This is a genomic window from Mycobacterium sp. E2479 (assembly GCF_001667925.1).
Classification (GTDB): domain Bacteria; phylum Actinomycetota; class Actinomycetes; order Mycobacteriales; family Mycobacteriaceae; genus Mycobacterium.
In genome coordinates, this window is record NZ_LZJR01000022.1 from 1 (window position 1) to 23,066 (window position 23,066).

23 protein-coding genes are annotated in these 23,066 nt (G+C 68.1%); 6 read left to right on the top strand and 17 right to left on the bottom strand.

The features are described from left to right. From A5686_RS02480 to A5686_RS02510, 7 genes are all read right to left on the bottom strand, one after another. On the bottom strand, positions 1-531 hold a 531-nt coding region (locus tag A5686_RS02480; RefSeq protein WP_231986259.1), incomplete at its 3' end, for a Mur ligase domain-containing protein. Further along, positions 528-2,129: a UDP-N-acetylmuramoyl-L-alanyl-D-glutamate--2,6-diaminopimelate ligase gene (locus A5686_RS02485; protein WP_156749907.1), complete on the bottom strand. Its 1,602-nt coding sequence runs from the start codon at positions 2,127-2,129 to the stop codon at positions 528-530. The genes A5686_RS02485 and A5686_RS02480, both read right to left, overlap by 4 nt. Positions 2,130-2,252: 123 nt before the next feature. After that, on the bottom strand, positions 2,253-4,328 hold the full coding sequence (locus A5686_RS02490) for a penicillin-binding protein 2 (protein ID WP_067930572.1): 2,076 nt from the start codon (positions 4,326-4,328) through the stop codon (positions 2,253-2,255). Further along, positions 4,325-5,566 (bottom strand): hypothetical protein, encoded by a 1,242-nt coding sequence (locus tag A5686_RS02495; RefSeq protein ID WP_067930574.1) that lies wholly within the window; start codon positions 5,564-5,566, stop codon positions 4,325-4,327. The genes A5686_RS02490 and A5686_RS02495 overlap by 4 nt, the downstream gene beginning before the upstream one ends. Beyond that, positions 5,563-6,828 carry a 16S rRNA (cytosine(1402)-N(4))-methyltransferase RsmH gene (rsmH, locus tag A5686_RS02500; protein WP_156749908.1) on the bottom strand — a complete coding sequence of 422 codons (1,266 nt, stop codon included), beginning with the start codon at positions 6,826-6,828 and terminating at the stop codon, positions 5,563-5,565. The genes A5686_RS02495 and rsmH overlap by 4 nt, the downstream gene beginning before the upstream one ends. Then, a complete protein-coding gene (gene mraZ / locus A5686_RS02505; protein WP_067352892.1) occupies positions 6,803-7,234 on the bottom strand; it encodes a division/cell wall cluster transcriptional repressor MraZ in 432 nt (143 codons plus the stop codon). Before mraZ ends, rsmH begins: the two co-directional genes overlap by 26 nt. Before the next feature lie 414 nt (positions 7,235-7,648). Beyond that, on the bottom strand, positions 7,649-8,050 hold the full coding sequence (locus A5686_RS02510; RefSeq protein ID WP_067930577.1) for a DUF3040 domain-containing protein: 402 nt from the start codon (positions 8,048-8,050) through the stop codon (positions 7,649-7,651). 324 nt (positions 8,051-8,374) lie between these two features. Here A5686_RS02510 and A5686_RS02515 point away from each other — a divergent pair, with 324 nt between their 5' ends. Next, a complete protein-coding gene (locus tag A5686_RS02515; protein ID WP_067930643.1) occupies positions 8,375-8,983 on the top strand; it encodes an N-acetyltransferase in 609 nt (202 codons plus the stop codon). Positions 8,984-9,091: 108 nt separating this feature from the next. Beyond that, a complete protein-coding gene (locus tag A5686_RS02520; RefSeq protein WP_156749909.1) occupies positions 9,092-9,781 on the top strand; it encodes a DUF3153 domain-containing protein in 690 nt (229 codons plus the stop codon). Here A5686_RS02520 and A5686_RS02525 read toward each other — a convergent pair whose 3' ends face one another. Next, the gene (locus A5686_RS02525; protein ID WP_067930583.1) at positions 9,782-10,678 is read right to left on the bottom strand and encodes a mycobacterial-type methylenetetrahydrofolate reductase; all 897 of its coding nucleotides are present in this window, start codon (positions 10,676-10,678) and stop codon (positions 9,782-9,784) included. It lies immediately after the preceding gene. Between the two features lie 254 nt (positions 10,679-10,932). Here A5686_RS02525 and idsA2 point away from each other — a divergent pair, with 254 nt between their 5' ends. Together idsA2 and A5686_RS02535 are read left to right on the top strand one after the other, a co-directional pair. Then, the gene (idsA2, locus tag A5686_RS02530; protein ID WP_067930586.1) at positions 10,933-11,982 is read left to right on the top strand and encodes a bifunctional (2E,6E)-farnesyl/geranyl diphosphate synthase; all 1,050 of its coding nucleotides are present in this window, start codon (positions 10,933-10,935) and stop codon (positions 11,980-11,982) included. Positions 11,983-11,986: 4 nt separating this feature from the next. Beyond that, positions 11,987-13,528 carry an alpha-(1->6)-mannopyranosyltransferase A gene (locus A5686_RS02535; RefSeq protein WP_067930588.1) on the top strand — a complete coding sequence of 514 codons (1,542 nt, stop codon included), beginning with the start codon at positions 11,987-11,989 and terminating at the stop codon, positions 13,526-13,528. A 9-nt stretch (positions 13,529-13,537) separates the two neighbouring features. Here A5686_RS02535 and A5686_RS02540 read toward each other — a convergent pair whose 3' ends face one another. Next, positions 13,538-13,942: an Rv2175c family DNA-binding protein gene (locus A5686_RS02540; protein ID WP_067352868.1), complete on the bottom strand. Its 405-nt coding sequence runs from the start codon at positions 13,940-13,942 to the stop codon at positions 13,538-13,540. Positions 13,943-14,117: 175 nt separating this feature from the next. Here A5686_RS02540 and A5686_RS02545 point away from each other — a divergent pair, with 175 nt between their 5' ends. Beyond that, a complete protein-coding gene (locus A5686_RS02545) occupies positions 14,118-15,335 on the top strand; it encodes a protein kinase (RefSeq protein ID WP_067930591.1) in 1,218 nt (405 codons plus the stop codon). A gap of 5 nt (positions 15,336-15,340) precedes the next feature. On the opposite strand, the gene A5686_RS02550 is transcribed toward A5686_RS02545, so the two are convergent. From A5686_RS02550 to A5686_RS02560, 3 genes are all read right to left on the bottom strand, one after another. After that, a complete protein-coding gene (locus A5686_RS02550) occupies positions 15,341-16,729 on the bottom strand; it encodes a class II 3-deoxy-7-phosphoheptulonate synthase (protein ID WP_067930593.1) in 1,389 nt (462 codons plus the stop codon). A gap of 88 nt (positions 16,730-16,817) precedes the next feature. After that, positions 16,818-17,312, bottom strand: a complete 495-nt coding sequence (locus A5686_RS02555; RefSeq protein ID WP_067930596.1) for a polyadenylate-specific 3'-exoribonuclease AS — start codon at positions 17,310-17,312, stop codon at positions 16,818-16,820. 55 nt (positions 17,313-17,367) lie between these two features. Further along, complete coding sequence (locus tag A5686_RS02560) at positions 17,368-18,252, bottom strand: hypothetical protein (RefSeq protein ID WP_067930599.1); 885 nt, start codon at positions 18,250-18,252, stop codon at positions 17,368-17,370. A gap of 93 nt (positions 18,253-18,345) precedes the next feature. Between A5686_RS02560 and A5686_RS02565 the strand changes: the two genes are divergently transcribed. After that, entirely contained in the window at positions 18,346-19,626 is a 1,281-nt protein-coding gene (locus tag A5686_RS02565) for a glycosyltransferase 87 family protein (protein ID WP_067930601.1), read from the top strand. On the opposite strand, the gene A5686_RS02570 is transcribed toward A5686_RS02565, so the two are convergent. The 5 genes from A5686_RS02570 to A5686_RS02590 all read right to left on the bottom strand — a co-directional run bounded on the left by A5686_RS02570 (position 19,623) and on the right by A5686_RS02590 (position 23,029). After that, positions 19,623-20,351 carry a 1-acyl-sn-glycerol-3-phosphate acyltransferase gene (locus A5686_RS02570; RefSeq protein WP_067930604.1) on the bottom strand — a complete coding sequence of 243 codons (729 nt, stop codon included), beginning with the start codon at positions 20,349-20,351 and terminating at the stop codon, positions 19,623-19,625. The genes A5686_RS02565 and A5686_RS02570 overlap by 4 nt on opposite strands. A gap of 86 nt (positions 20,352-20,437) precedes the next feature. Continuing rightward, entirely contained in the window at positions 20,438-20,830 is a 393-nt protein-coding gene (locus A5686_RS02575; protein ID WP_067930607.1) for a hypothetical protein, read from the bottom strand. Then, positions 20,827-22,107, bottom strand: a complete 1,281-nt coding sequence (locus tag A5686_RS02580) for an ArsA family ATPase (RefSeq protein WP_197520455.1) — start codon at positions 22,105-22,107, stop codon at positions 20,827-20,829. The genes A5686_RS02575 and A5686_RS02580 overlap by 4 nt, the downstream gene beginning before the upstream one ends. Further along, complete coding sequence (locus A5686_RS02585; RefSeq protein ID WP_067930610.1) at positions 22,100-22,537, bottom strand: SRPBCC family protein; 438 nt, start codon at positions 22,535-22,537, stop codon at positions 22,100-22,102. The genes A5686_RS02580 and A5686_RS02585 overlap by 8 nt, the downstream gene beginning before the upstream one ends. A gap of 102 nt (positions 22,538-22,639) precedes the next feature. Then, entirely contained in the window at positions 22,640-23,029 is a 390-nt protein-coding gene (locus A5686_RS02590) for a polyketide cyclase / dehydrase and lipid transport (RefSeq protein WP_067930613.1), read from the bottom strand. Between the last annotated feature and the right edge of the window lie 37 nt (positions 23,030-23,066).

Genomic DNA, 23,066 nt, shown 5'->3' on the forward strand with positions numbered 1-23,066 from the left:
CGGTGAGGTGGTGGCCCCGCCCGGGTGGTTCGCGAACGAACTGGGGCACCCGTGGACGGTGCTGCGCGCGACGGCGGCCACCAGGTCCTTGGTCGAGGTCTTTCCCGAAGATCCGGTGATGCCGACGATCATCAGCCCGCCGGCCACCAACTCGGCGGCGACCGCTTGAGCCAGCTTGGCCAGCGCGCCGAGCACCGCCGCGCCGGAACCGTCGGAGTCGTGCTCGAGAATTCCGGCCAGCCCGCGCTGCGGGCGCGCCGCCGGCGGTTGGGGGGGCACCACAATGGCCGGTACGCCGACCGGTCGCGCCGCCAGGACGGCGACCGCGCCGGCGGCGACCGCCGAGTCCGCGAAGTCATGCCCGTCGGCTCGCGCTCCCGGCAGCGCCAGGAACAGCCCGCCCGGCTTGACGGCGCGTGAGTCGAATTCCACCGTTGCGGTGACGTGACGCCGCGCCGCATCGTCCGGGGAGATGTCGGACAGGGTCCCCCCGACGATGTCGGCGATCTGGGCGACGGTCAGGTCGATCAACGCTGTGCCCCGTGTAGGTCCCGCAACGCCTCGGCCAGTTCGACCCGGTCGTCGAAGGGACGGGTGCGTCCGCCGGCTCGCTGCCCGGTTTCGTGGCCCTTGCCCGCGATCAGCACCACGTCACCGGGGCCCGCCCAGGCGACCGCGTGCCTGATCGCGTCGCGGCGGTCGGCGACCTCGACAACCTCTGCCGCGCAATCACTTTCGATAGCACCGGCCAAGATTTGCCGGCGGATCGAGGCCGGGTCCTCACCGCGCGGATTGTCGTCGGTGACGACGACCAGGTCGGCCAGCTCGGCGGCCGTGGCCCCCATCGGCGCCCGTTTGCCCGGATCGCGCTCGCCACCGGCGCCGAACACCACCGCCACTCGGCGGCCCGGGCGCACCAGCGTGGTCAGCACCGCACGCAAGGCGCCCGGTTTGTGCGCGTAGTCGACCAGCGCCAGGAAATCCTGGCCGGCGTCGATCTGTTCCATGCGTCCCGGCACGCGGGTCTGCCGCAATCCGGGTGCCGCCTGCTCCGGCGACACCCCCACGGCATCCAGAAGGGCCAGTGCCATAAGGCAATTGGCGACGTTGTAGTGGCCGGGTAGCGGGACTGCGACCTGATGCCGTGCGCCGGCGGGATCGACGACGGTGAATTGTTGTGCGCCGGCGCCCATCGGGACCACATCGACGGCGCGCCAGTCCGCGGGCTGACCCTCGGCGCTGACGGTGATCGCGTCGCCGGCCCGACCCGCCATGGCACGGCCGGCCTCGTCGTCGACACACACCACGACGCGGGCCGCCCGCAGCGACGAATCCGGTTCGAACAGCAAGGCTTTGGTGTTGAAGTAGTCTTCCATGGTCGGGTGAAAGTCGAGGTGATCGCGCGACAGGTTGGTGAAACCGCCCACCGCGAAGCCGGTTCCGTCCACCCGGCCCAACGCCAGCGCATGGCTGGATACCTCCATGACGACGGTGTCCACGCCCTGTTCGGCCATGGCCGCCAGCATCGCCTGCAATGCGGGGGCCTCCGGAGTGGTCAGCGCGCTGGGAACGTCGGCACCGTCGATGCGAATGCCGATGGTGCCGATCAGCCCTGCCGTGCGGCCGGCGGCGCGCAGACCGGATTCGACCAGATAAGTGGTGGTGGTCTTGCCGGACGTGCCGGTGATGCCGATGACGGCCACCCGTTCGGACGGATTGCCGTACACCGTGGCGGCCAGGCGGCCGAGCACGCTGCGGGGGTCCGGGTGCACCAGCGTCGGGACGGTGGGGGCGCCGGCCGCGGCCATCTCGGCGATTCCGCTGGAATCGGTCAGCACGGCGACCGCGCCGCGTTCGACCGCGTCGGCGGCGTAGCGGGCCCCGTGGGTGGTCAGACCGGGCAGCGCGGCGAACAGGTCACCGGGCAGCACGTCCTGGGCGCGCAGCGTCACGCCGGTGATGGTCACGTCGGGCACGGCGGCGTCCTGGCCTGGACCGCCGGCCAAGGCCGCGCCGACCTGTTCGGCGAGCGTCTGCAGCCGCACGCCCGCGGCGGCGCTGGGGCGTAACCCAGTGGGCACCGGCACCACTTCTCCGCACACCTCCCTCCGACGCTGCGTCATCCTCATGATCGGCCATGACACCCTACCTAGCCGCAACCGGACATGAGGCGATCCGCGTGCCCATGGGGCCGCCACGCGCCCTCGGCTCCGCCGCCCTGGCGATCGCCCGGAAATATGGGCGGCGAGCCGCTAGGTGGCCTGCAGTGTCAGCGGCGGGCCGGGGTCGGGCGACAGCGGCACGTTCTCGCGCTGCATGAGCCAGCCGGCGATGTTGTGGAACAGCGGGGCCGCGGAGTGACCCGGCGTGCCGTCGGCGTTTCGCTCCGGGTTGTCCATCATGATGCCGATCACATACCGCGGGTTGTCGACGGTGGCCATTCCGGCGAACGTGATCCAGTAGACGTTGTCGAAATAGCAGCCGCAGGCCGGGTTGATCTGCTGTGCGGTGCCCGTCTTGCCGGCCATCTGATAACCCGTCACGGCGCCGGCAGGCCCGGTGCCCTGCTGGTAACCCATCGGGTCCTTTTGCACGACGGCACGCAGCATGTTGCGCACGGTCTGCGCCGTCTGCGGCGACACCACCCGCACGCCTTCCGGACGCGGCTCCTCGGTGCGCGTGCCGTCGGGCGCGATGGTTGCCTTGACGATTCGCGGTGGCATTCGCAGCCCGTCGTTGGCGATCGTCTGGTACATCCCGGTCATCTGCAACAGCGTCATCGAAAGACCCTGCCCGATGGGCAGGTTCGAGAAGGTACTGCCCGACCACTGGTCAATCGGCGGCACCAGTCCGGCGCTCTCACCCGGCAGACCCACGTTGGTGCGTTGCCCCAGACCGAATTTACGGACCATGTCGTAGAAACGCTCTGGGCCGACGCGCTGCGCGAGCATCAAAGTGCCGACGTTGGAGGACTTTCCGAACACCCCGGTGGTGGTGTAGGGCATCACGCCGTGTTCCCAGGCGTCGTGGATGGACACCCCGCCCATCTGGATGGTGCCGGGGACCTGCAACACCTCATCGGGATTGGACAGGCCGTACTCGATCACCGACGATGCGGTGATCACCTTGTTCACCGAGCCGGGCTCGAACGGCGAGGACACCGCCAGGTTGCCCAGCTGCTTGTCGGCCTGGCGCCCGATGTCCTGCGAGGGGTCAAAGGTGTTGTCGTTGGCCATGGCCAGCACTTCGCCGGTCTTGGCGTCGAGCACGACGGCCGAGACATTTTGCGCGCCGGACACATTCTTGGCCTGCTGAACCTGCTGCTGCACGTAGAACTGGATGTCGTCGTCGAGCGTCAGCTGGACCATCGAGCCGTTGACCGCCCGATGCCGGTTGCGGTAACTGCCGGGAATGACGACACCGTCGGATCCGCGGTCGTAGGTGACCGAACCGTCGGTGCCCGACAGCACCGAGTCCATCGCCTCTTCCAGTCCCAGCAGGCCGTGCCCGTCCCAGTCGATGCCACCGACGATATTGGCCGCCAGCGATCCGCCCGGATACTGGCGCAGATCCTGGCGTTCTGAACCGACCTCGGGATACTTGTCCGAGATCGCGCTGGCGACAGCGGGATCGACGGCGCGCGCCAGATAGACGAAGTTGTCGTCGGTTTGCAGCTTCTTCAAGACGGTCGCCGCGTCCGGCTTGTTGCCCAGGCGGCTGGACACTTCTTTGGCGATATCGCGCAGCCGCTGCTGCGGGTCGGGGGCGGTCGAGTTCTTGGCCTTGGCTTCCTCTAGCTGCTTGCGGATCCGTTTGGGCTGAAACGTCAGCGCACGCGACTCGATGGTGAAGGCAAGCTGGTCTTTGCGACGGTCGATGATGCTGCCGCGAACGGCTTTTTCCACGTCGGTGACCTTGAGCTGACCGGCGGCCTGGGCGCGCAGCGACGGGGCGTTGGTCACCTGCAGGACGAACAGCTGGGCCGCGGCCATCAGCATCAACACCAGAATGACCACGTTGCCGGCCCGATGCCGGAACACGAATGACCCACCGCGGCTGGTCAACTCCACGATCTGGCGGGTGCGGCGTTCCCGCGCCGAGTGCCCGGCCGCCACCGCCTCGGACCGCCGGGCCGCCCCGCCGTTCTTGGCTTGCTTGGCTTTGCGGAATCGCTTCGACTCACCAATCTCTCGGCCGGCGTCGGCCTGCTGAGTCTTCAGGCGTCGCTTGGATTGCCGTACGCCCTTGGCCTGCAAGTCCTTACGGGGACCACGTGTCGGCCGTGCGGACTGCGACCGTCGTGCCCGCGGGGATTCACCGCGGCTCACCTGGGCACACCTGGCGGCGCGACGACCGCAGGTCCGGGCAGGCCGTTAGCCGGCGTGGCGGGGGCTACCGGTTGAGGCGGCGCCGCCGGACGGCCCAACTGCAACGGGACCGGGATCTCGGCGGGCAACGGCGCGGGCACCTGGCCGGGAGCCGGAATCGGCAGCCCGGCCAAGGGAATCGGCACCTCGGCGGCCGGCGCCGCAGGGGTCGCGGGCGCGGCCGGCATGGGCAATCCCGGCGTCGGCAACCCGGGCAGCGCACCGGTGGCCGGTGCAGCGGGCGTGCCGGGCACCACACCCGTCGCCGGTCCGCCTGGCATGCCGGGCAGCGTACCGGTCACCGGCAGCCCGGGGGCGGCAGGCGCGCCGCGCACCGGAGGCACCGCCGGCGCCAGATGTTGACCGCCCACCGTCGACGCGCCGTCGGGAGCGCGCAGCAGTGCTTCGGGCCCGGACCTGGCCAGGGCGGGGCCGCCGGGGGCCGGCTCCACCGGGGTAGCGACCTCCGGCGCAGCGGCCGGCGGCTTGGGGGGCTGCGGCGCCTCGTCGGGAAGTTTGGTGTTCAACGGCGGAGGTGCAACGCCGTCGGCCGGCTTGGGTGTGCCGACCACCACCCAGTTCCCGGACGGGTCCTGGACCAGGTGCGCGGTGTCGCGGCTCGGGATCATGCCCTGCTTGCGGGCCGCCTCGGCGAGCGCCGGGGCGGCCTCCGCCTCGCGCACGTCACGCTCCAGCGCTTCCTTCTGCTGCTGGAGCAAGCGGTTCCGCTCGCGGGCGTGGCTCAACTTGTAGGAGCGTTCGGCGGAGTCGGTGGACAGCCACAGCGTGAGCCCGAGGCCGATGCCCAGCGCACCGATGATCAGGACGACGAACGGTACCTTGCTGGCCAACGTCCGCGGCCGCAGGTCGACCGAGGCCAGCCGGGCGGCCAGCCGCTCGGTCAGGCGAGGGCGAACCACCTTGGGCGCTTTGGCTTTCCGCGCTTTGGCTCGCGCCTTGGCCTGGCTGGCGTTCTTGGGCCGTGCCTGCCGCTCAACCGGCCGGGCGATGGGGCTGGTCTGCGGCCCGGACTTGGGCGCGCGGGCTTCGCGGGCGGGCGCCGAGGACCGGCCGCCTCGGGCGCGCCGCGCCGATCCGGACTCCGCCGCCGGACGCGTGCTGCGCCGGGCAGCACCCTCGCGTCCGGCCCGACGGTCGCTGCCACCACGCCGTTTCGACGTCTCGCGTTCTGCTCTCATGCGTCGCCTCTCCCCCTAGCCTGCCCTGATGCCATTCGTTGCAGCGCCCGCAACCGAACGGCTGAGCTGCGGGGATTGCGTTCGATCTCGGTGGCGCCGGCGCGTTCGGCACCGTGTGTCAGGGACCGGAATCGCGGCTCATGGCCGGGAAGCTCGACCGGCAGGTCCACCGGCGTGCGCGACGCGGCCGCCTGGGCGAAGAACCGCTTGACGATCCGGTCCTCCAGCGATTGGTAGGCCATCACCGCGATGCGCCCTCCGACGTCCAGGGCATCCAGGGCGGCGGGGAGCGCGCGGCGCAGCGTGTCCAGTTCGTCGTTGACCGCGACCCGCAGCGCCTGGAAAGTCCGCTTGGCCGGATGTCCGCCGGTGCGCCGCGCCGCGGCCGGAATCGCTTCGTACAGCAGGGCTACCAGGTCCGAGGTCGTCGTGAACGGCGCACGGGCACGTCGGCGCACAATGTGCGCGGCGATGCGACGTGCGAACCGCTCCTCGCCGTAGCGATGCAAGATGTTGGCCAGCTGCGCCTCGTCGTAGGTGTTGACGATGTCGGCCGCGGTCAGCGGCGACGTGGGATCCATTCGCATGTCCAGTGGTGCGTCCTGCGCGTAGGCGAAGCCTCGGTCCGCGCGATCCAGCTGCATGGACGACACCCCGAGGTCGAACAGTATCGCGTCCACCGATTCGTTTGCCGCATAACCTGATTCGACCAGAGCGGCAGCAATGCCGTCATAGCGCGTGTGCACCAGCGTTACCCGATCGGCGAAGTCCGCCAGCCGCGCCCGGGCGATGTCCAGCGCGCTGGGATCGCGGTCGAGTCCGATCAGCCGCAGCCCCGGCAGATCGATGAGGAACCGTTCCGCGTGTCCGCCCGCGCCGAGGGTGGCATCGAGCAGCGTCGCCCCCGCGCCGTCGGGGTGGTGACGGGTGAGCGCGGGACTGAGCAGTTCGACGCAACGTTCCAGCAGGACGGGAACGTGCCCGTAATCGCCGGAACTCGAATTCTCAGCCACCGCAACGCCTCCACGGATCTGCCGGCACCCGTCGGCCACCCGGGTCCCCACGAGAAGTGTCCTCGCGCCGAGTCGAGCCTGTGCCGCCCGGACGGGCCTCACCGAGCGCTCGGGAAGATGGGCAGCCCCTGCATCGAGGTCTCTGACCGAAGTCGCGAACCTGGCGTTGGGGAAGTACGCCAGGGTCGGTTCGGGCAGAGGCCACGTTGCACGGGCATGCGCCTCAGATGATGTCGCCGAGTGCTTCATCGCTGGCCGCGGAGAAGTTCTCTTCGTGGGTCTGCTGGTAGTCCTGCCAGGCCTGCGCATCCCAGATCTCCAGGTTGTCGATCGCGCCGATGACCACACAGTCCTTCGAGAGGTTCGCGTAGCGCCGGTGATCGGCCGACAACGTGATCCGGCCCTGCGCGTCGGGATGCTGCTCGTCGGTGCCGGCCGCGAGGTTACGGAGAAACGCCCTGGCCTCGGGGTTGCTCCGCGAGGCCTTGCTCGCACGGCGGGCCAACTGCTCGAATTCCGCCCGCGGATAAACGGCGAGGCTGTGGTCCTGGCTCTTGGTGACCATCAACCCCCCTGCCAGCGCGTCGCGAAACTTGGCGGGCAGCGTCAGCCGCCCTTTGTCGTCGAGTTTGGGCGTGTAGGTGCCGAGAAACACCAGCTCACCTCCCCTGTGGGGTCACCCAAACACTGCAGCCACCATACCCCACAATCCCCCACTACGCCCCATCTTTGGGTGTTGGGGTGGCGTTTTCCGGCGTTATCCGTCGTCAGGACGCCGTCAAAGCGCCGCAGAGGGTGTGTCGAGCGGATGGTCGGGGGTGTTCAGGAGCGCCAGTCGAACCCCGTCTACCAGGGAGAACGCGCAATGTGGGGCGTTATGGAGGACTCTAGTGGGGCGCGGTGGGGGGTAAATGCAGAGACGCGCCTCGGTTAGGGCTCAATTGAGCCGCAAAACGGCATCGGCTGGTTGATCGTGAGGGACCGGATGGCCGGCCGCCACCGAGCCTTGAAAAACGCCCTGAAAAACAAATCGGGGCAGCCGCTGGCTACCCCGAATGTGCGGATACGCCTAGCCGTCGAAGCGGCGGCGGAACCGATCCTCCATGCGGCTGGTGAACGAACCCCCGCCCTTGTTACGGCGCTGACGCAGCGAGGTGGGAGCCGCCCCGGAATGATCGGCCCTGCCGGACAAGCGCGGACCGGTGATCGCGAAGATCACGCCGCCGAACATCACGATGAACCCAAAGACGCTGAGAATAGGGAAGGTTCCGATCATCGTCGCCCTGAAGGCCACCCCGGAGACCAGCATCGCCAGGCCGACGACGAACAGCGCCACGCCCTGCAGCCGCCGACGGGCGGTAGGTGCACGAAACCCGCCGCCGCGAACGCTTGACGCGAACTTGGGGTCCTCGGCGTAGAGAGCGCTCTCGATCTGATCGAGCATCCGCTGCTCATGATCGGAGAGTGGCATTCGTCCCTCCTTGCCGACGGTGTGGCACGTGACCTGGTAACACGCAGATGCCCTTTGCCGGGGCAACTAATTGAATGATACGAGGTCGATCTGCCCCATACCACTGGTTCGCCGCCGATTCTATCCCGGCCTCCCGCCGGCGCTCCGCCGGACCGGAACGGCCGTGCGCTACAGGGGCTTCCCCAACCGGGGTGGTCCGCGGTCCGATGCCACGACCGCCCGCCCAGCCGTGGCGTATGGGTCCGATAATGGGCAATGGGGTCCACGGCGACCACACCGAGGCGCCGCATGAGCCTGGACGAGCGACGAGGAGGAGACCGCACGTTGGCGATATTCCTCATCGATTTGCTTCCCCACGAAATGGAGCGTCGTCTGGATGACGCCCTGGCGGTGTACGTCGATGCGATGCGCTACCCACGGGGAACCGAGAACCAGCGCGCCGCGATGTGGCTCGAACACATCCGGCGACGGGGATGGCAGGGCGCCGGCGTCGTCGAAATCCAGGAAGCAAAAGACGCAGCCGCACAGCCGCCGTCGGCGCAAGACTTGGCCGGCGCGCCCCTGCTCGGTGTGGCCTACGGCTATCCCGGCGCACCCGGGCAATGGTGGCAGCAGCAGGTAGTGCTGGGCATGCGGCGCGGCGGCGCGCCGCCCCAAGAGATCTCCCGGCTGATGGAGAGCTATTTCGAGTTGACCGAGTTGCACATCCATCCCCGCGCCCAGGGCCGCGGTCTCGGCGAGGCGTTGGCGCGACGCCTGCTCGCCGGTCGCGCCGAGCAGAATGTGCTCCTGTCCACGCCGGAAACCAACGGTGAGCCCAACCGCGCCTGGCGGCTGTACCGGCGCCTGGGTTTCACCGACGTCATCCGGGGCTACCACTTCGCCGGCGACCCGCGGGCGTTCGCCATCCTGGGCCGCAAGCTCCCTCTCTAACACCCGAAGTCGGCACAGATCCGAAGACTCCACTAAGTGGCACATCGGATCTGGCACGATGACCTGGTGCGAGCCAGCTCCCTCCCGCCCCGCAGCCGAGGATCCCGGGTGTTCCAAGCTCGGCGGCGCCGCCTGACGGCCATCGCCATGTTGCTGCTGCTGGTGCCGCTGGCCACCGGATGCCTGAGGGTCAGGGCCTCGCTCACCATCTCCGCCGATGACCTGGTGTCCGGCGAGATCGTCGCCGCCGCCAAACCCAAGACGTCCAAAGACACCGGTCCACAACTGGACAGCAACAACCTGCCGTTCAGCCAGAAGGTCGCGGTGTCGAACTACGACAGCGACGGCTACGTCGGCTCGCAGGCGGTGTTCTCCGATCTGACGTTCGCGGAGTTGCCGCAGCTGGCCAACATGAACTCCGACGCCTCCGGGGTGAACCTGACGCTGCGCCGCAATGGCAACCTGGTGATCCTGGAGGGACGGGCGGACCTGACGTCGCTGACCGACCCCGAGGCCGACGTCGAGCTGACGGTGGCCTTCCCAGGCGTGGTGACCTCCACCAACGGCGACCGGGTCGAACCCGACGTGGTGGCGTGGAAGCTCAAACCGGGCGTGGTGACCACCATGACCGCCCAGGCCCGCTACACCGACCCCAACACCCGGTCCTTCACCGGAGCGGTGGTGTGGCTGTGCATCGCGTCGTTCGCGGCCGCGGGCGTGGTGGGGGTGCTGGCCTGGGTCAGCCGGGATCGGTCACCGCGGCTGACGGCGCCGCGCGACCAACCGCCGCCTGGCTGACTAGTCGGGCCGGACCGGTGACCAGTAGGCGAGCATCTCCGCGAACGTCTGGAAGGCCGGTCCGGAATTCCCGTAGGTCGCCTCTAGATGAATGCTCAGCGGGAATCCGAGCTCGGCGACCCCGTCGATAACGCGTTTGTAGAGGTCGACCATCTGCTGGCGCTTCTGCGCGGGTTCGCCGGCGGCCAGCTTCTTGACGAATTCCTGCTCGCCTGCCACCGCCGGGTTGCCCGGGTCCTGAATGAGCCAGTTGATCAGTCCGACCCGGCTCTCCATCTTCGGTACGAAGCCGAACGACAGCAGGATCTCCGGCCGGTGGTCGGTCTCTTTGGCGAACTCGCTCAAGAAGCCCACGATGGCGTCGGAGTACAACAACTGGGTCATGCCGTAGGTGGCACCCTGGTCGCACTTGAAGTTGAACCGGCCGTGTTCGCCGTCCCGGGTGGGGATCAAGATGACGCCGCGGTTTTTCACCAGCTCGCGGTAGATCGACAGGGCGTCGGTGGGCGCCACGCCGGAGCCTTCGCCGTCGTTCATGGTGCGCGGCACGCCGACGAACACAACGCCTTCCATGCCGGCCGACGTCAGCTCCGTCAGCCGGGCGCGCAGCGACGGCTCGTCCATGAACGCGGTGACCTGCGTGCACAGGCCCTTGATGCCGGGCAGTTCCGGCTTGACGACCGACCAGAAGTCGAGCACGTCCAACTTGGGTTTCATCTGAATGGGACGGTCGTCGTCCTCAGCGATGATCCCGGGAATCATCACGTGCCGGATCCGGCCGTCGAGCCCGGATTCGGCGGAATTCCGCACCACTTTCTGCGCCTCTTCAAGTGCCCGCTGCCGACCTTCGTCGGCGTTCGGCGGCACCAGCTCGAGCGCAATGGTGTTGAGGGTCACGCGGCTTCTCTCCATCTGACGACTCCCGGGGCGCCCTGGGGCCGCCCGGTTTCCGCGGGCCCAGCGCACCCGCCAGCATAGGGGCGGGTTAATGAGACAGGCGAAGCAACTGGGTCGGGCGGTCCGCGTCATGTGCGAAGCGGCTCGGCCGGCGCGGCGAATACACTGATCGGGCCTGGAATACCAGCCAGCCGAGAGCAGAAAGGGGTGCCGCGCTGAGCCTAGGAGCTTCAGAAGCAGCGGCAACCGTCGAGTTGACCGGCGCCATCACCGACCAGTTGCGGCGGTACCTGCAGGACCGTCGCACCGAGACGGCGTATATCGGTGAGGAGTACAGCGGTCTGATCGCCGCGCTGGAAGATTTCGTGCTCAACGGGGGTAAGCGGCTACGGCCCTTGTTCGCCTATTGGGGCTGGCGCGCCGTGACCACCGAAGCCCCCGATGAGCAAGTGCTGCTGCTGTTTTCCGCGCTCGAGCTGCTGCACGCGTGCGCGCTGGTGCACGACGACCTGATCGACGGCTCCTCAACCCGCCGGGGCCGGCCGACCACCCACGTGCAGTTCGCGAAACTGCATCACGACCGGCGATATCACGGCTCGCCGGAGCAGTTCGGCATGTCGGCCGCCATCCTGCTCGGTGACCTCGCACTGGCCTGGGCCGACGACATCGTCCTCGGCGCCGACTTGACGCCTCAGGCCCAGCGGCGCGTGCGCCGGGTGTGGGCGAACATCCGCACCGAGGTGCTCGGCGGGCAGTACCTCGACATCGTCGCCGAGGCCAGCGCGGCCGCATCGATCGCGTCGGCGATGAACGTCGATACCTTCAAAACCGCCTGCTACACGGTGTCTCGGCCGCTGCAGCTCGGGGCGGCCGCAGCGGCGGACCGGCCTGATGTCCACGACGTCTTCAGCCAATTCGGGACCGACCTGGGGGTGGCGTTTCAGCTGCGCGACGACGTCCTCGGGGTTTTCGGCGACCCAGCGGTCACCGGTAAGCCGTCCGGAGACGACCTGCGATCGGGCAAGCGCACCGTGCTGCTGGCCGAGGCGGTGGAACTGGCGGAGAAGTCAGATCCGTTGGCGGCCAAACTCTTACGGACCTCGGTCGGGGCCGGGCTGACCGACGCGCAGGTGGATCGGCTGCGGGACGCCATCGAGTCGGTGGGGGCTCTGGCCGCCGCCGAACAACGGATCGCCGCGCTGACCCAGCGGGCACTGTCCACACTGGCGGCCGCGCCCATCAACACCGCGGCCAAAGCGGGACTGTCTGAATTGGCCAAGCTGGCCACGAACCGGTCCGCCTGAGCCGATGACGACGCCCACGGACACCTCGGCGGCGGATTCGCCAGCGGCCGAACCCTCTCGAGGCGAATGGTTTTCGCAGCTGAAGGCCTTCGTGGCCGCGGGCGACTCCCGTCCAGCGAAGCTGGGCATGCTGGGATCGGCGCTGATCACCCTGGGCGGGCTGGGCGCGGGCAGCACCCGCCAGCACGATCCGCTGCTCGAGTCAATGCACATGTCCTGGTTGCGGTTTGGCCACGGCCTGGTGCTGTCGTCGATCGTGTTGTGGACCGGCGTTGGCCTGATGCTGATCGCGTGGCTGGGCCTGGGCCGTCGGGTGCTGGCCGGCGAGGCGAGCGAGTTCGTCATGAAAGCCACCACCGGCTTCTGGCTGGCCCCGCTGCTGGTGTCGGTGCCCGTCTTCAGCCGGGACACCTACTCATACCTGGCGCAGGGCGCGCTGCTGCGCGACGGGCTGGATCCGTACGCGGTCGGTCCCGTCGCCAACCCGAACGGCCTGCTGGACAACGTCAGTCCCATCTGGTCGATCACGACCGCACCCTATGGCCCGGTGTTCATTCTGGTGGCGAAGATCGTCACCATCATCGTGGGCAACAACGTGGTGGCCGGCACAGCGTTGCTGCGGCTGTGCATGCTGCCCGGCCTGGTGCTGTTGATCTGGGCGACGCCCCGCCTGTCGCGCCATCTGGGCGCCGACGGTTCGACGGCGCTGTGGATCTGTGTGCTCAACCCTCTGGTGCTCATTCATCTGATGGGCGGCGTGCACAACGAGATGCTCATGGTGGGCTTGATGGCCGCCGGTATCGCGCTGATGTTCGGTGACCGCCACGTTGCGGGCATCACGGTGCTCACGATCGCCATCGCGGTCAAAGCCACCGCGGGCATCGCGTTTCCGTTTTTAGTGTGGGTGTGGATGCGGCGGCTGCGCGATCGGCGGGGATATCGGCCGGTGCCAGCGTTTTTCATCGCGACGGCGTTATCGCTGTCGATCTTCGCCGTGGTCTTCGCTGTCGTGTCCGCGGTGGCCGGCGTCGGCCTTGGCTGGCTGACCGCGCTGGCCGGATCGGTGAAGATCATCAACTGGCTGACGGTGCCGACCGCGGCTGCCAACCTGATCCACGCGATCGGCGGTGCGTTCTTCCCGGTGAGCTTCTATCCGATCCTTCGCGTCACCAGGCTGATCGGCGTCGCGATCATCGCGGTTGCACTACCGCTGTTGTGGTGGCGGTTCCGCCGCGACGACCGGGCCGCGCTGACCGGTATCGCGTGGTCGATGCTGATCGTGGTGCTGTTCGTGCCCGCCGCGCTGCCCTGGTACTACTCGTGGCCGCTGGCGATCGTGGCCCCGCTGGCGCAGTCCCGACGGGCGGTCGCGATCATCGGCGGCTTGTCGACCTGGGTGATGGTGATCTTCAAACCCGATGGCTCGCATGGCATGTACTCGTGGCTGCACTTCTCGCTGGCCACTGCCTGCGCGGTGATCGCCTGGTACAGCCTGTATCGAGCTCCCGCGCGCCAAGCCGAGCAAGCCGACGTCGCCGCCGGATAGTGAACGAACTCAGCAAGCCATCGCTTGCGCCCGGCGCACGACTTCCCGCGCCTGGTGGGCGTGCAGGGCGTCGACGGGGCGGGCGTTGTTGAGGGCATCCCGGCTGCCGTCCCGGGTGACCGTCAACGAGGGATCTCGGGTGAACAACCAGCGCACGATCTCCGTGTCGTGATAGCCGCCGTCGTGCAGGATCGTCAACAAACCCGGCAGGCTTTTGACCACCTCACCGGATTTGGTGAAGAACAGCTGCGGCACCACCAGGCCCTCCTCGCGCCGCACCGCAACCAGGTGCCCATCCCGGAGTTGCTGATGCACCTTGGTGACCGGCACCCCCATCAATTCGGCGACCCGCTTCAAGTCATAAATCGGCTCGTCGGGCTCCAGCACATCGTCGCCGGCAGGAATACTGCTCATCCGGGCAAGTGTATTCCTAGATTCCGACCTTGAACCCGGTTCTGCCGGGCAATCCTGCCAGCGCACATACGATGGCCCCGTGGCCAAAGCTGAATCGCCCGGCCCTTCCCCGCGAGCGGGCGCGACCCCGGCCTCGGGCCGGCCCGGACCGCCCCGTCGCCAACCCGTCGATCCGTTGGACAACGCTTTGCTGGACGGCCGCTACCTGGTTCAGTCCAGGATCGCCAGCGGCGGCACGTCAACGGTGTATCGCGGCCTGGACACCCGGCTCGACCGCCCCGTGGCGGTGAAGGTGATGGATTCGCGCTACGCCGGCGACCCACAGTTCCTGACCCGGTTCCAGCGTGAGGCCCAAACAGTGGCCCGGCTCAAGGATCCCGGGCTGGTCGCGGTCTACGACCAGGGCCTGGACGCCCGGCACCCGTTCCTGGTGATGGAGCTCATCGAGGGTGGCACGCTGCGCGAGTTGCTGGGTGAGCGCGGACCCATGCCGCCGTACGCGGTAGCAGCCGTGCTTCGTCCGGTGCTCGGCGGGCTCGCTGCGGCGCACCGGGCCGGCCTGGTGCATCGCGACGTCAAGCCCGAGAACGTCCTCATCTCCGACGACGGCGAGGTGAAGATCGCCGACTTCGGCTTGGTCCGCGCAGTCGCGGCGGCCGGAATCACCTCTGCCAGCGTGATTTTGGGCACCGCGGCATACCTGTCGCCAGAGCAGGTGCGAGACGGCGACGCCAGTCCGCGCAGCGACGTCTACTCCGCGGGGATCATGACCTACGAGTTGCTGACCGGACGGACGCCGTTCACCGGCGACTCGGCGTTGTCGCTTGCTTATCAGCGGCTGGACACCGACGTGCCGCCGCCCAGCGCGGTCATCGACGGTGTGCCCGCGCGGATCGACGAATTCGTGCGGCGTGCGACGGCCCGCGAGCCGGCCGAGCGGTATGCCGACGCGATCGAGATGCGCGCCGACCTTGATGCGATCGCCGAAGAGCTTGCGCTACCGGACTTTCGGGTGCCGGCGCCACGAAACTCCGCGCAGCACCGGTCGGCGGAGCTGCAGCGCAGCCGCGACGCCCAGCGGCCGGCCGCTGCGCGACGGCCGGATCCGGCCGGCCCGACGCCGGTGCGTCACCCCACTCGCCGGATGACGCGGGGCCCCGAGGATTGGTCGGAGCCGAAACCCCCCGCGCAGGCCGACGACCAGCCCGAGGGCGACTACGAATACGGGCCTGTCACAGGTGAATTCGCGGGCATCCCGATCAGCGAGTTCGTGTGGGCGCGCCAGCACGGACGGCGCATGGTGCTGGTCTGGGTGGCGCTGGTGTTGGCGATCACGGGGCTGATCGCCACCGCGGCGTGGACCGTCGGGAGCAACCTCAACGGACTGCTTTAGATAGATCAGTCGCGCAGCATCTCGGCGACGAGAAAGGCCAACTCCAGCGACTGCTGGGTATTCAGCCGTGGATCACACGCGGTTTCGTAACGACCGACCAAGTCCATGTCCGAAATGTCTTGCGCCCCACCCAGACACTCGGTGACGTTCTCGCCGGTGATCTCGACGTGGATGCCGCCCGGATGGGTGCCCAGCGCGCGGTGCACTTCGAAGAAGCCCTGGACCTCGTCGACGATGCGGTCGAAGTGGCGGGTCTTGTAGCCGTTCGACGACTCGTGGGTGTTGCCGTGCATCGGGTCGCACTGCCAGATCACCTGGTGACCGGTGGCTTGGACCTTCTCCACAATCGGGGGCAGCAGATCGCGAACCTTGTTGTTGCCCATCCTGCTCACCAAGGTGAGCCGGCCGGGCTTGTTGTGCGGGTCGAGCCGCTCGACGTATTCGACGGCCAGCTCGGGGGTGATCGTAGGGCCGATCTTGACGCCGATCGGATTGGCGATCACCTCGGCGAAGGCGACGTGGGCTCCGTCGAGCTGGCGGGTGCGCTCGCCGACCCACACGGTGTGCGCCGACAGGTCGTACAGCAGCGGTTCGCCGCTGTCGCTTTCCGACAGGCGCAGCATGGCCCGCTCGTAGTCGAGCACCAGAGCCTCGTGGCTCGCATAGATGTCGGCGGTCTGCAGGTTGCGGTCGGCCACGCCGCAGGCGCTCATGAAGCGCAGGCCGCGATCGATCTCGGTGGCCAGCGCCTCGTAGCGGGCGCCGGCCGGCGAGGTCCGGACGAATTCCCGGTTCCAGTCGTGCACCAGATGCAGCGAGGCCAATCCGGAGGACGTCAGCGCGCGAACCAAGTTCATCGCCGCGCTGGCGTTGGCGTAGGCGCGCACCAACCGCGACGGGTCGTGCTCGCGCACGGCGGCGTCCGGGGCGAAGCCGTTGATCATGTCGCCGCGGTAAGACTTCAACCCCAGCGCGTCGATGTCGGCCGATCGTGGCTTGGCGTACTGCCCCGCGATGCGGGCCACCTTGACCACCGGCAGGCTTGAGCCGTAGGTCAGCACCACCGCCATCTGCAGCAGGGTGCGCACGTTGCCGCGAATGTGGGGTTCGGTGTTCTCGGTGAACGTCTCCGCGCAGTCGCCGCCCTGCAGCAAAAACGCCTCCCCGCGCGCCACCTGGGCGAGCTGCTCCTGCAACCGGGCGACCTCCGAGGGCACTGTCACCGGCGGCACACTCTCCAGGACCGTACGCATCGCCGACGCCTGGTCGGCAGGCCAGCTTGGCTGCTGGGCGGCCGGTTTGGCCAGCGCGGCATCCAACCGCGCCCGCAGATCGGTCGGCAGCGGCGGCAGCGGCGGCAGCTGATCGATCGGTATGTCGACGGTCCAGTTCATCGGTTCATCTTAGCGGGGGCGCCGCCGCCCCGGGTCAAGGCTGATCTGCGCGAACGTGACTCGGCCGGCGGCATTTCGCCCGCTGTCTTCAACCTGCGGATGTGATGAGCCGGTATCTGCGGAGCTGATCGCGCGCATCGACGAGCGCATCATGCGCATCCGACGACCGCGGCGGCAGCCGCGGGCTGCCCCGGTCTTCCCATAGTTGCCGCAGTTCGCGGGTGAATCGGGGGATGGATCGCGGCAACTCCGGCATGGCCCCCCACAACTGGCACAACGCCACGTGGTCGTAGGCCGCGACCCACGCCCACAGCTCGATCGGTTCGGCGGCCGCCTGCTCAGAATTTATGCCGAAGAAGTCCTCCAGGTCGTCCCGGATCTGCCGGCGGGAGCGCCACTGCCGCGACGCGGGCGACGGCAACTTGGGCAGCACGTTGGCGCGCACCCAGGGGCCGGCGCGCTCGGGATCGAATTCGGTGGATACCGCGTAGTACTCACGGCCGTCCTCGGCGGCCACCCCGATCGAGATCAGGTCGATGGTGCGGCCGTCCTCGATGAATTCGGTGTCGTAGAAATACCGCACCCGGGAAGCCTAGACCGGCGCGAGCGAGGTGCCGGCCGGCGGTGTAAGCAGCAGACTATCGGCTGATCAGGATGGGCCCGGTGGGCGCAGGCGCCGGGTGGATTTCCTGGTCGAGCGTGGCATCGATGATGCGTTCGTCGGGCAACCGCGGTGTGCCGGCGATCGCGCATTGCAAGTACAGCTTGGCCCGCACCACCGGGCGGCGCAGTGTCCGCTCGCGTTGCAGCGCGCGACGCATCTTGTCAGGTCGCGTGGAGTACCGCCAGCGAGCCCACGGGGCGTGCGGGCGCGACAACCGGATCGCACCGATGACCAGCAGGATGACCAGGAACATGCCCAGCAGGCCGGTCCACACCTTGCCCTTGAGCACCACCACGACCGCCATCGGCAACGTCAACGCCATCGCGCTGCCCACCACCGCCCGCAGCACCGTCGAGTCGGCGCCGTGCCAGATCGGCAGGAAGAACATCAGCGGGTGCAGTCCCATGATCAACAGCCCGCCCACCGCCACGGCGGCGAACACCGCGTCCACCGAGGTGCGGCCGTCCTCGGACCAGTAAACGTCGGACAGGTGCAGGATCAGCGCGTACTCGTCGAGGACCAAGGCGGCACCGATGCCGAAAAGTGTTGCGGCAACGATGAACTCGGGCTCATGACCGTCGATGGACAGCGTGACCAGCATCAGCCCGGAGAGCAGGGTCAGCACCACCCCGAAGGTCACGTGGTGAATGTGCACTCCCCCAATGTGCACATTGCGCGGGTGCCACCATCGGGTGGGGCGGCCGGTTTCGGCGCGGTGGCGGATGAAACGCACGAACGTGCGCGTGACGAAGAACGTCAGGATGAAGGCGACCAGGCAGCACAGCAGTGGCAGGTGGCCACTCTCGTGAATGTCATGTGCAAACCATCGGGTCACCTCGGCCACGAACGAATGGAGCACTATTGAAACCTACGCCTGTCTGCGCTCGGGTCGTGGGACCCGCGCCGCACCAGGCGGGTCCGGGCACGGGTACCCACTACGCTGATGTGCGACATGAGTACACGGCAGGCGCCCGGCGTGGGCAACCGACCCGGGTGGGTGCTGTGGTGGTCGCTGGCTTGGCTGGTGGCCGCCGCGGGGCTGAGTTATGCGGCCTGGCAGCTGTTCGGGCACACGCCCTATCGCATCGATATCGACGTCTACCAGATGGGCGCCAAGGCCTGGATGGACGGCCATCCGCTGTACCGCGGGGAGGTGCTGTTCCATACGCCGATCGTGGATCTGCCGTTCACCTATCCGCCGCTGGCGGCGATCCTGTTCTGCCCGTTCGCATGGATGCACATGCCCACCGCCAGCGTCGCCATCACCGCCTTGACGCTGGTGCTGCTGGTCGTGTCGACCGTGATGGTGCTGACCCGGCTGGACGTCTGGAGCACGTCGTCGGCCCTGCGGGGCCCGGCCTGGCTGCGCCGGTGGTGGCTGGCGATCGTCGCCACGGCGGCCGCGTCGATCTGGCTGGAGCCGATCAGCTCGAACTTCGCCTTCGGACAGATCAATGTCGTGCTGATGACGCTGGTGATCGCCGACTGCGCGCCGCGCCGCACGGCGTGGCCGCGCGGGCTGCTGCTGGGCCTGGGCATGGCGTTGAAGCTGACCCCCGCGGTGTTCCTGCTGTATTTCCTGTTGCGGCGTGACTATCGCGCGGCGCTGACCGCCGTGGCGTCTTTCGTGGGGGCGACGCTGCTCGGTTTCGTGCTGGCCTGGAACGACTCGTGGGAGTACTGGACGCACACCGTGCATCACACGGACCGGATCGGTTCTGCGTCGTTGAACACCGACCAGAACATCGCCGGCGCCCTGGCCCGGCTGGGGCTGGGAGAGCAGGGCCGGTCGCTGCTCTGGGTGGCCGCATCACTGCTGGTGCTCGCACTGACGGTGTGGGCGATGCGACGCGCGCTGCGCGCCGACGAGCCCATGCTTGCGTTGGTGTGCGTCGCGTTGTTCGGGCTGGACGTGTCGCCGGTGTCCTGGTCGCACCACTGGGTCTGGGTGCTGCCAACCGTGCTGGTGACGGGGATCTTGGGCTGGCGTCGCCGCAACGCGGGGCTGATGGTGGTCAGCGCTGTCGGAGTAGCGCTGATGCGCTGGTCGCCGATCGACCTGCTGCCCAAGCATCACGAGGCCAGCGCGGCCTGGTGGCGCCAGTTGGCCGGAATGTCCTACGTGTGGTGGGCGCTGGCGGTCATTGTCACCGTGGGAGTCGCCGTCACCGCTCGCGGGGTCGCACGGGATACCGCTCCACAGCAGTTGACGCCGGTTACCGCGGCCGGCTAACCCGCGGCGGTTGCCGGGATCCGCACGGCCTCGCCGTTGGCCGCGTTGCCGCTACCACCGTTTTTCAGGCTCGCCGCGTAGATGTCGACGTATTCCTGGCCGGACAACCCCATCAACTCGTAGATCACCTCGTCGGTGACGGCCCGCTCGATGAAGCGGTTGCCGGCCAGCCCGTCGAACCGGGAGAAGTCCATCGGCTTGCCGAAGCGGACGGTGACCCGGCCGAACCGCAGCATGTTGGTCCCGGGCGGGTTGACGACGTTGGTGCCGATCATTGCAACCGGGATCACCGGAACACCGGTCTCGAGGGCCAGCCGCGCCAACCCCGTCTTGCCCTTATAGAGCCGTCCGTCCGGCGACCGCGTGCCTTCGGGATACATGCCCAACAACTTGCCCTGGCTCAGCACCTGCTGGGCGGTGTTCAGCGCGGCCTGGGCGCTGTCGGCGTCGGTGCGATCGATCGGCACCTGGCCGACCGCGGTGAAGAACCACCGCTGGAACCAGCCCTTCAGTCCGGTACCGGTGAAATATTCCGACTTGGCCAGGAACGTGATCCGGCGCTTCACCACCAGCGGCAGGTAGAAACTGTCCATCACCGCCAAGTGGTTGCTGGCCAGTATCGCCGGCCCAGAACTCGGAACATGTTCTAAGCCTTCAACTTTCGGCCGTCCCAGCAGTGACAGCAGCGGGCCGAGCAGTACGTACTTGAATAGCCAGTACCACATGGCCCTCCCTCTCGGCTGCAGGCGCTGATGTTCTGCGCCAACTGTACCCATCCCCATCGGCGGGGACCACCTGCGACGCAGCCCGCTCACTCCTCGAGCGTGACGGGGATGGGCTGATAACGGGTTCGCGACGCGAAGTCGTTGGCGTCGCCCGGCGGGGCGGGCCCGCCGCCGGGCGGTCCGTTCGGCGGTTCCGGTGTCGGCTTGGTGGACCGGTCGATGTCGTTGACGATGTCGCGGATCACCTCGAGCAGGGCGACGCTGTGGTCGGCGATTGCGGTGAGCAGCGGGTGCTGGTCGCCGGTTGCCAACGCGGCCAGCGCGCACACCGGGCACCAGATCTGCTGACACTTGCCGGTGCCGACGCCCGCACCGGCCGTCAGCGCCGCCGCCGCGCGCACCGCGGGGTCGATGCCGTCCAGGATCGTCTGGGCGAGCCTGCGCAGTTCCGGACCGATGTCGGAATGAGCCCCACTCACTTAGGCCACACCTCCGGATCTGGTCGAAATCGCACCGTCAGCTCGCTCCCCCGCAGATGTGCGTCCAGCACCGTGCACCGCCGAAGTACTGATGCCAACTTAACCCTGCGCCGCGATCCGCCGGCACTGATGATCAGATCGTCATCGACGCGGCCCAACGTCAAGGCCGAGGGGTCGAGTTGCGGCAACGCGAGCCGCATTCGATAGATGGACGCCAGTCCCGTCCCGGACTCGAGGTCCACGGTGGGCCGCAACGGGCCGGGTGGCGCCGCGCCGCCCCGCCGCCGGGCCGCGTCGAGCAACCCGCTCAGCGCCTTGGCGCCGATCGGTTCGCCGGATAGGTGCGGGGTCATCACCAGCGCCACCTCACCGATGGCGGCGTCGAGCTCGTCGAGCACACCCCGCTGCTCGGCGATGCGCTCGGTGTACCAGTAGAAGGCCGGGTGGTCGGGCAGGTTGCGGTACTCGTATGAGTCATCTTGCAGCAGAACCTGGTTCACGATCAGCTCTTCGACGCGCACCCCCATCAGGGCCAGTGAGCCCAGCGTTCGCGTCGCCTCGGCCGCCACCACCCGCTCGGGGGTCAGCACCAGGTGCGCGCTGACCAGATCACCGTCGGTGAGCAGCCTGCTGAGCGATTCCACATGAGAGCTGATCCGCTCCAGCAACTCGACCAGCGCCGCCGACCGGCCATCGTCGGCGGTGACGGACAGCCGCCGATGCCGCGGCCACGCCCGCTCGACATACAGCCCGAAGGTGGCGGGCAACGTCAACATCCGCAAAGCATCGGCGGTCGACGCGCAGTCGACCACCACGCGGTCCCATTCGCCGGAGCGGGCCAGCTCACCGACGGCATGCAGACCGAGCACTTCCTGAACACCCGGTAGGGCGGAAAGTTCTTCGGGCGCAATGGTACTCAGCTCCGAATCCGGAAAGCGCCGGTCGAGTGTGGCGACCACGTCGTGCCACCGGACCTCGAGCAGGGCCAGGGTGTCCAACGCCAGTGCGTCGAGAAACCCACCACCGGCCTCTGCCTGCCCGGTTTCCAGGTCGGCAAGCACCCGCACCGGCTCGCCCTGGCTGGGCGGGACAGCGATGCCCAGGACGTCACCCAGCGAGTGCGCCTGGTCGGTGGAGACGACAAGCACTCGCTGCCCGGCGCTCGCGGCGCCCACGGCGGTGGCGCAAGCCAGGGTGGATTTCCCTACCCCGCCTTTGCCGACGAAAAGGCTGATCCGGGCCGGGGCGGGCGCTCGGAATTCAGTGGACTCACTCAGCCTCGACTCGTTTCTTGAGATCCTTCAGTGCGGTGTCGGTCAACCGGCGCTCGGCCTTGCGCTTGAGCAGGCCTATCATCGGCATGGCCAGGTCGACGGACAGTTCGTAGGTGACTTCGGTGCCAGATCCTTTTGGCGCCAATCTATATGAGCCTTCAAGCGAACGCAGCAGAGAGCTCGACACGAGCGTCCAACTCACCGATTGGCGATCCTTGGGCCACTCGTAGGACATCACCATCGTGTCCTTGATCACCGTGGCGTCCATGACGATCCGCGCCACTTTGGGGTAGCCGTCGGCGTCCTTCTCCTGAACCTCGGCTTCCTTGTACTCCGAGATCCACTGGGGGTAGGAATCGATGTCCGCGATCACCTGCATGACGGTGCCCGGGTCGGCTTCGATATAGATGGTTTGCCTCGTCTTCTCCGCCACCTGGTTGTTGCCCTCTCTCCCGCGAACGGATCGACCCCTCCGATGCAGGGGACCCCGCGGGTCTCGGTCCGACACGGTACTCCCTGCGCGAACCCGACCCGGCTAAACTACCGGAGAAACTCCGACCGGACGTGACCGTTCCAGCGTCGCCTTGACCTCGAAGGCCATTTTTTTGCCCGCCACCCGACAGCGGTGTGTCATCTTGGCCAGGTTCAGCTTGGCCAGCTGCCAGGCCGCCACACCGGTCGGCTCGGCGTGCAGAAAGTAATGCAGCACGATGCCGTCCAGCGACGGCTCCAGCCAGATCTCCATGGTCCCGGTCAGGGCACCGGTGACGGCCCACCGGATGCCCTTTTCCCCGCGCTCCTCGACGACTTCCAGCCGCAGGTCCGGCCACCAGCGGCGCCAGCTCGCCTGATCGGCTACCGCGGCCCCCACCCGTGCGCCGTCGGCGGCGATAAACGTCTCATCCGCGATCTGGATGCTGTTCATGGCCACAGCTTCACACACCGGCCGACGCGGGCGCTTC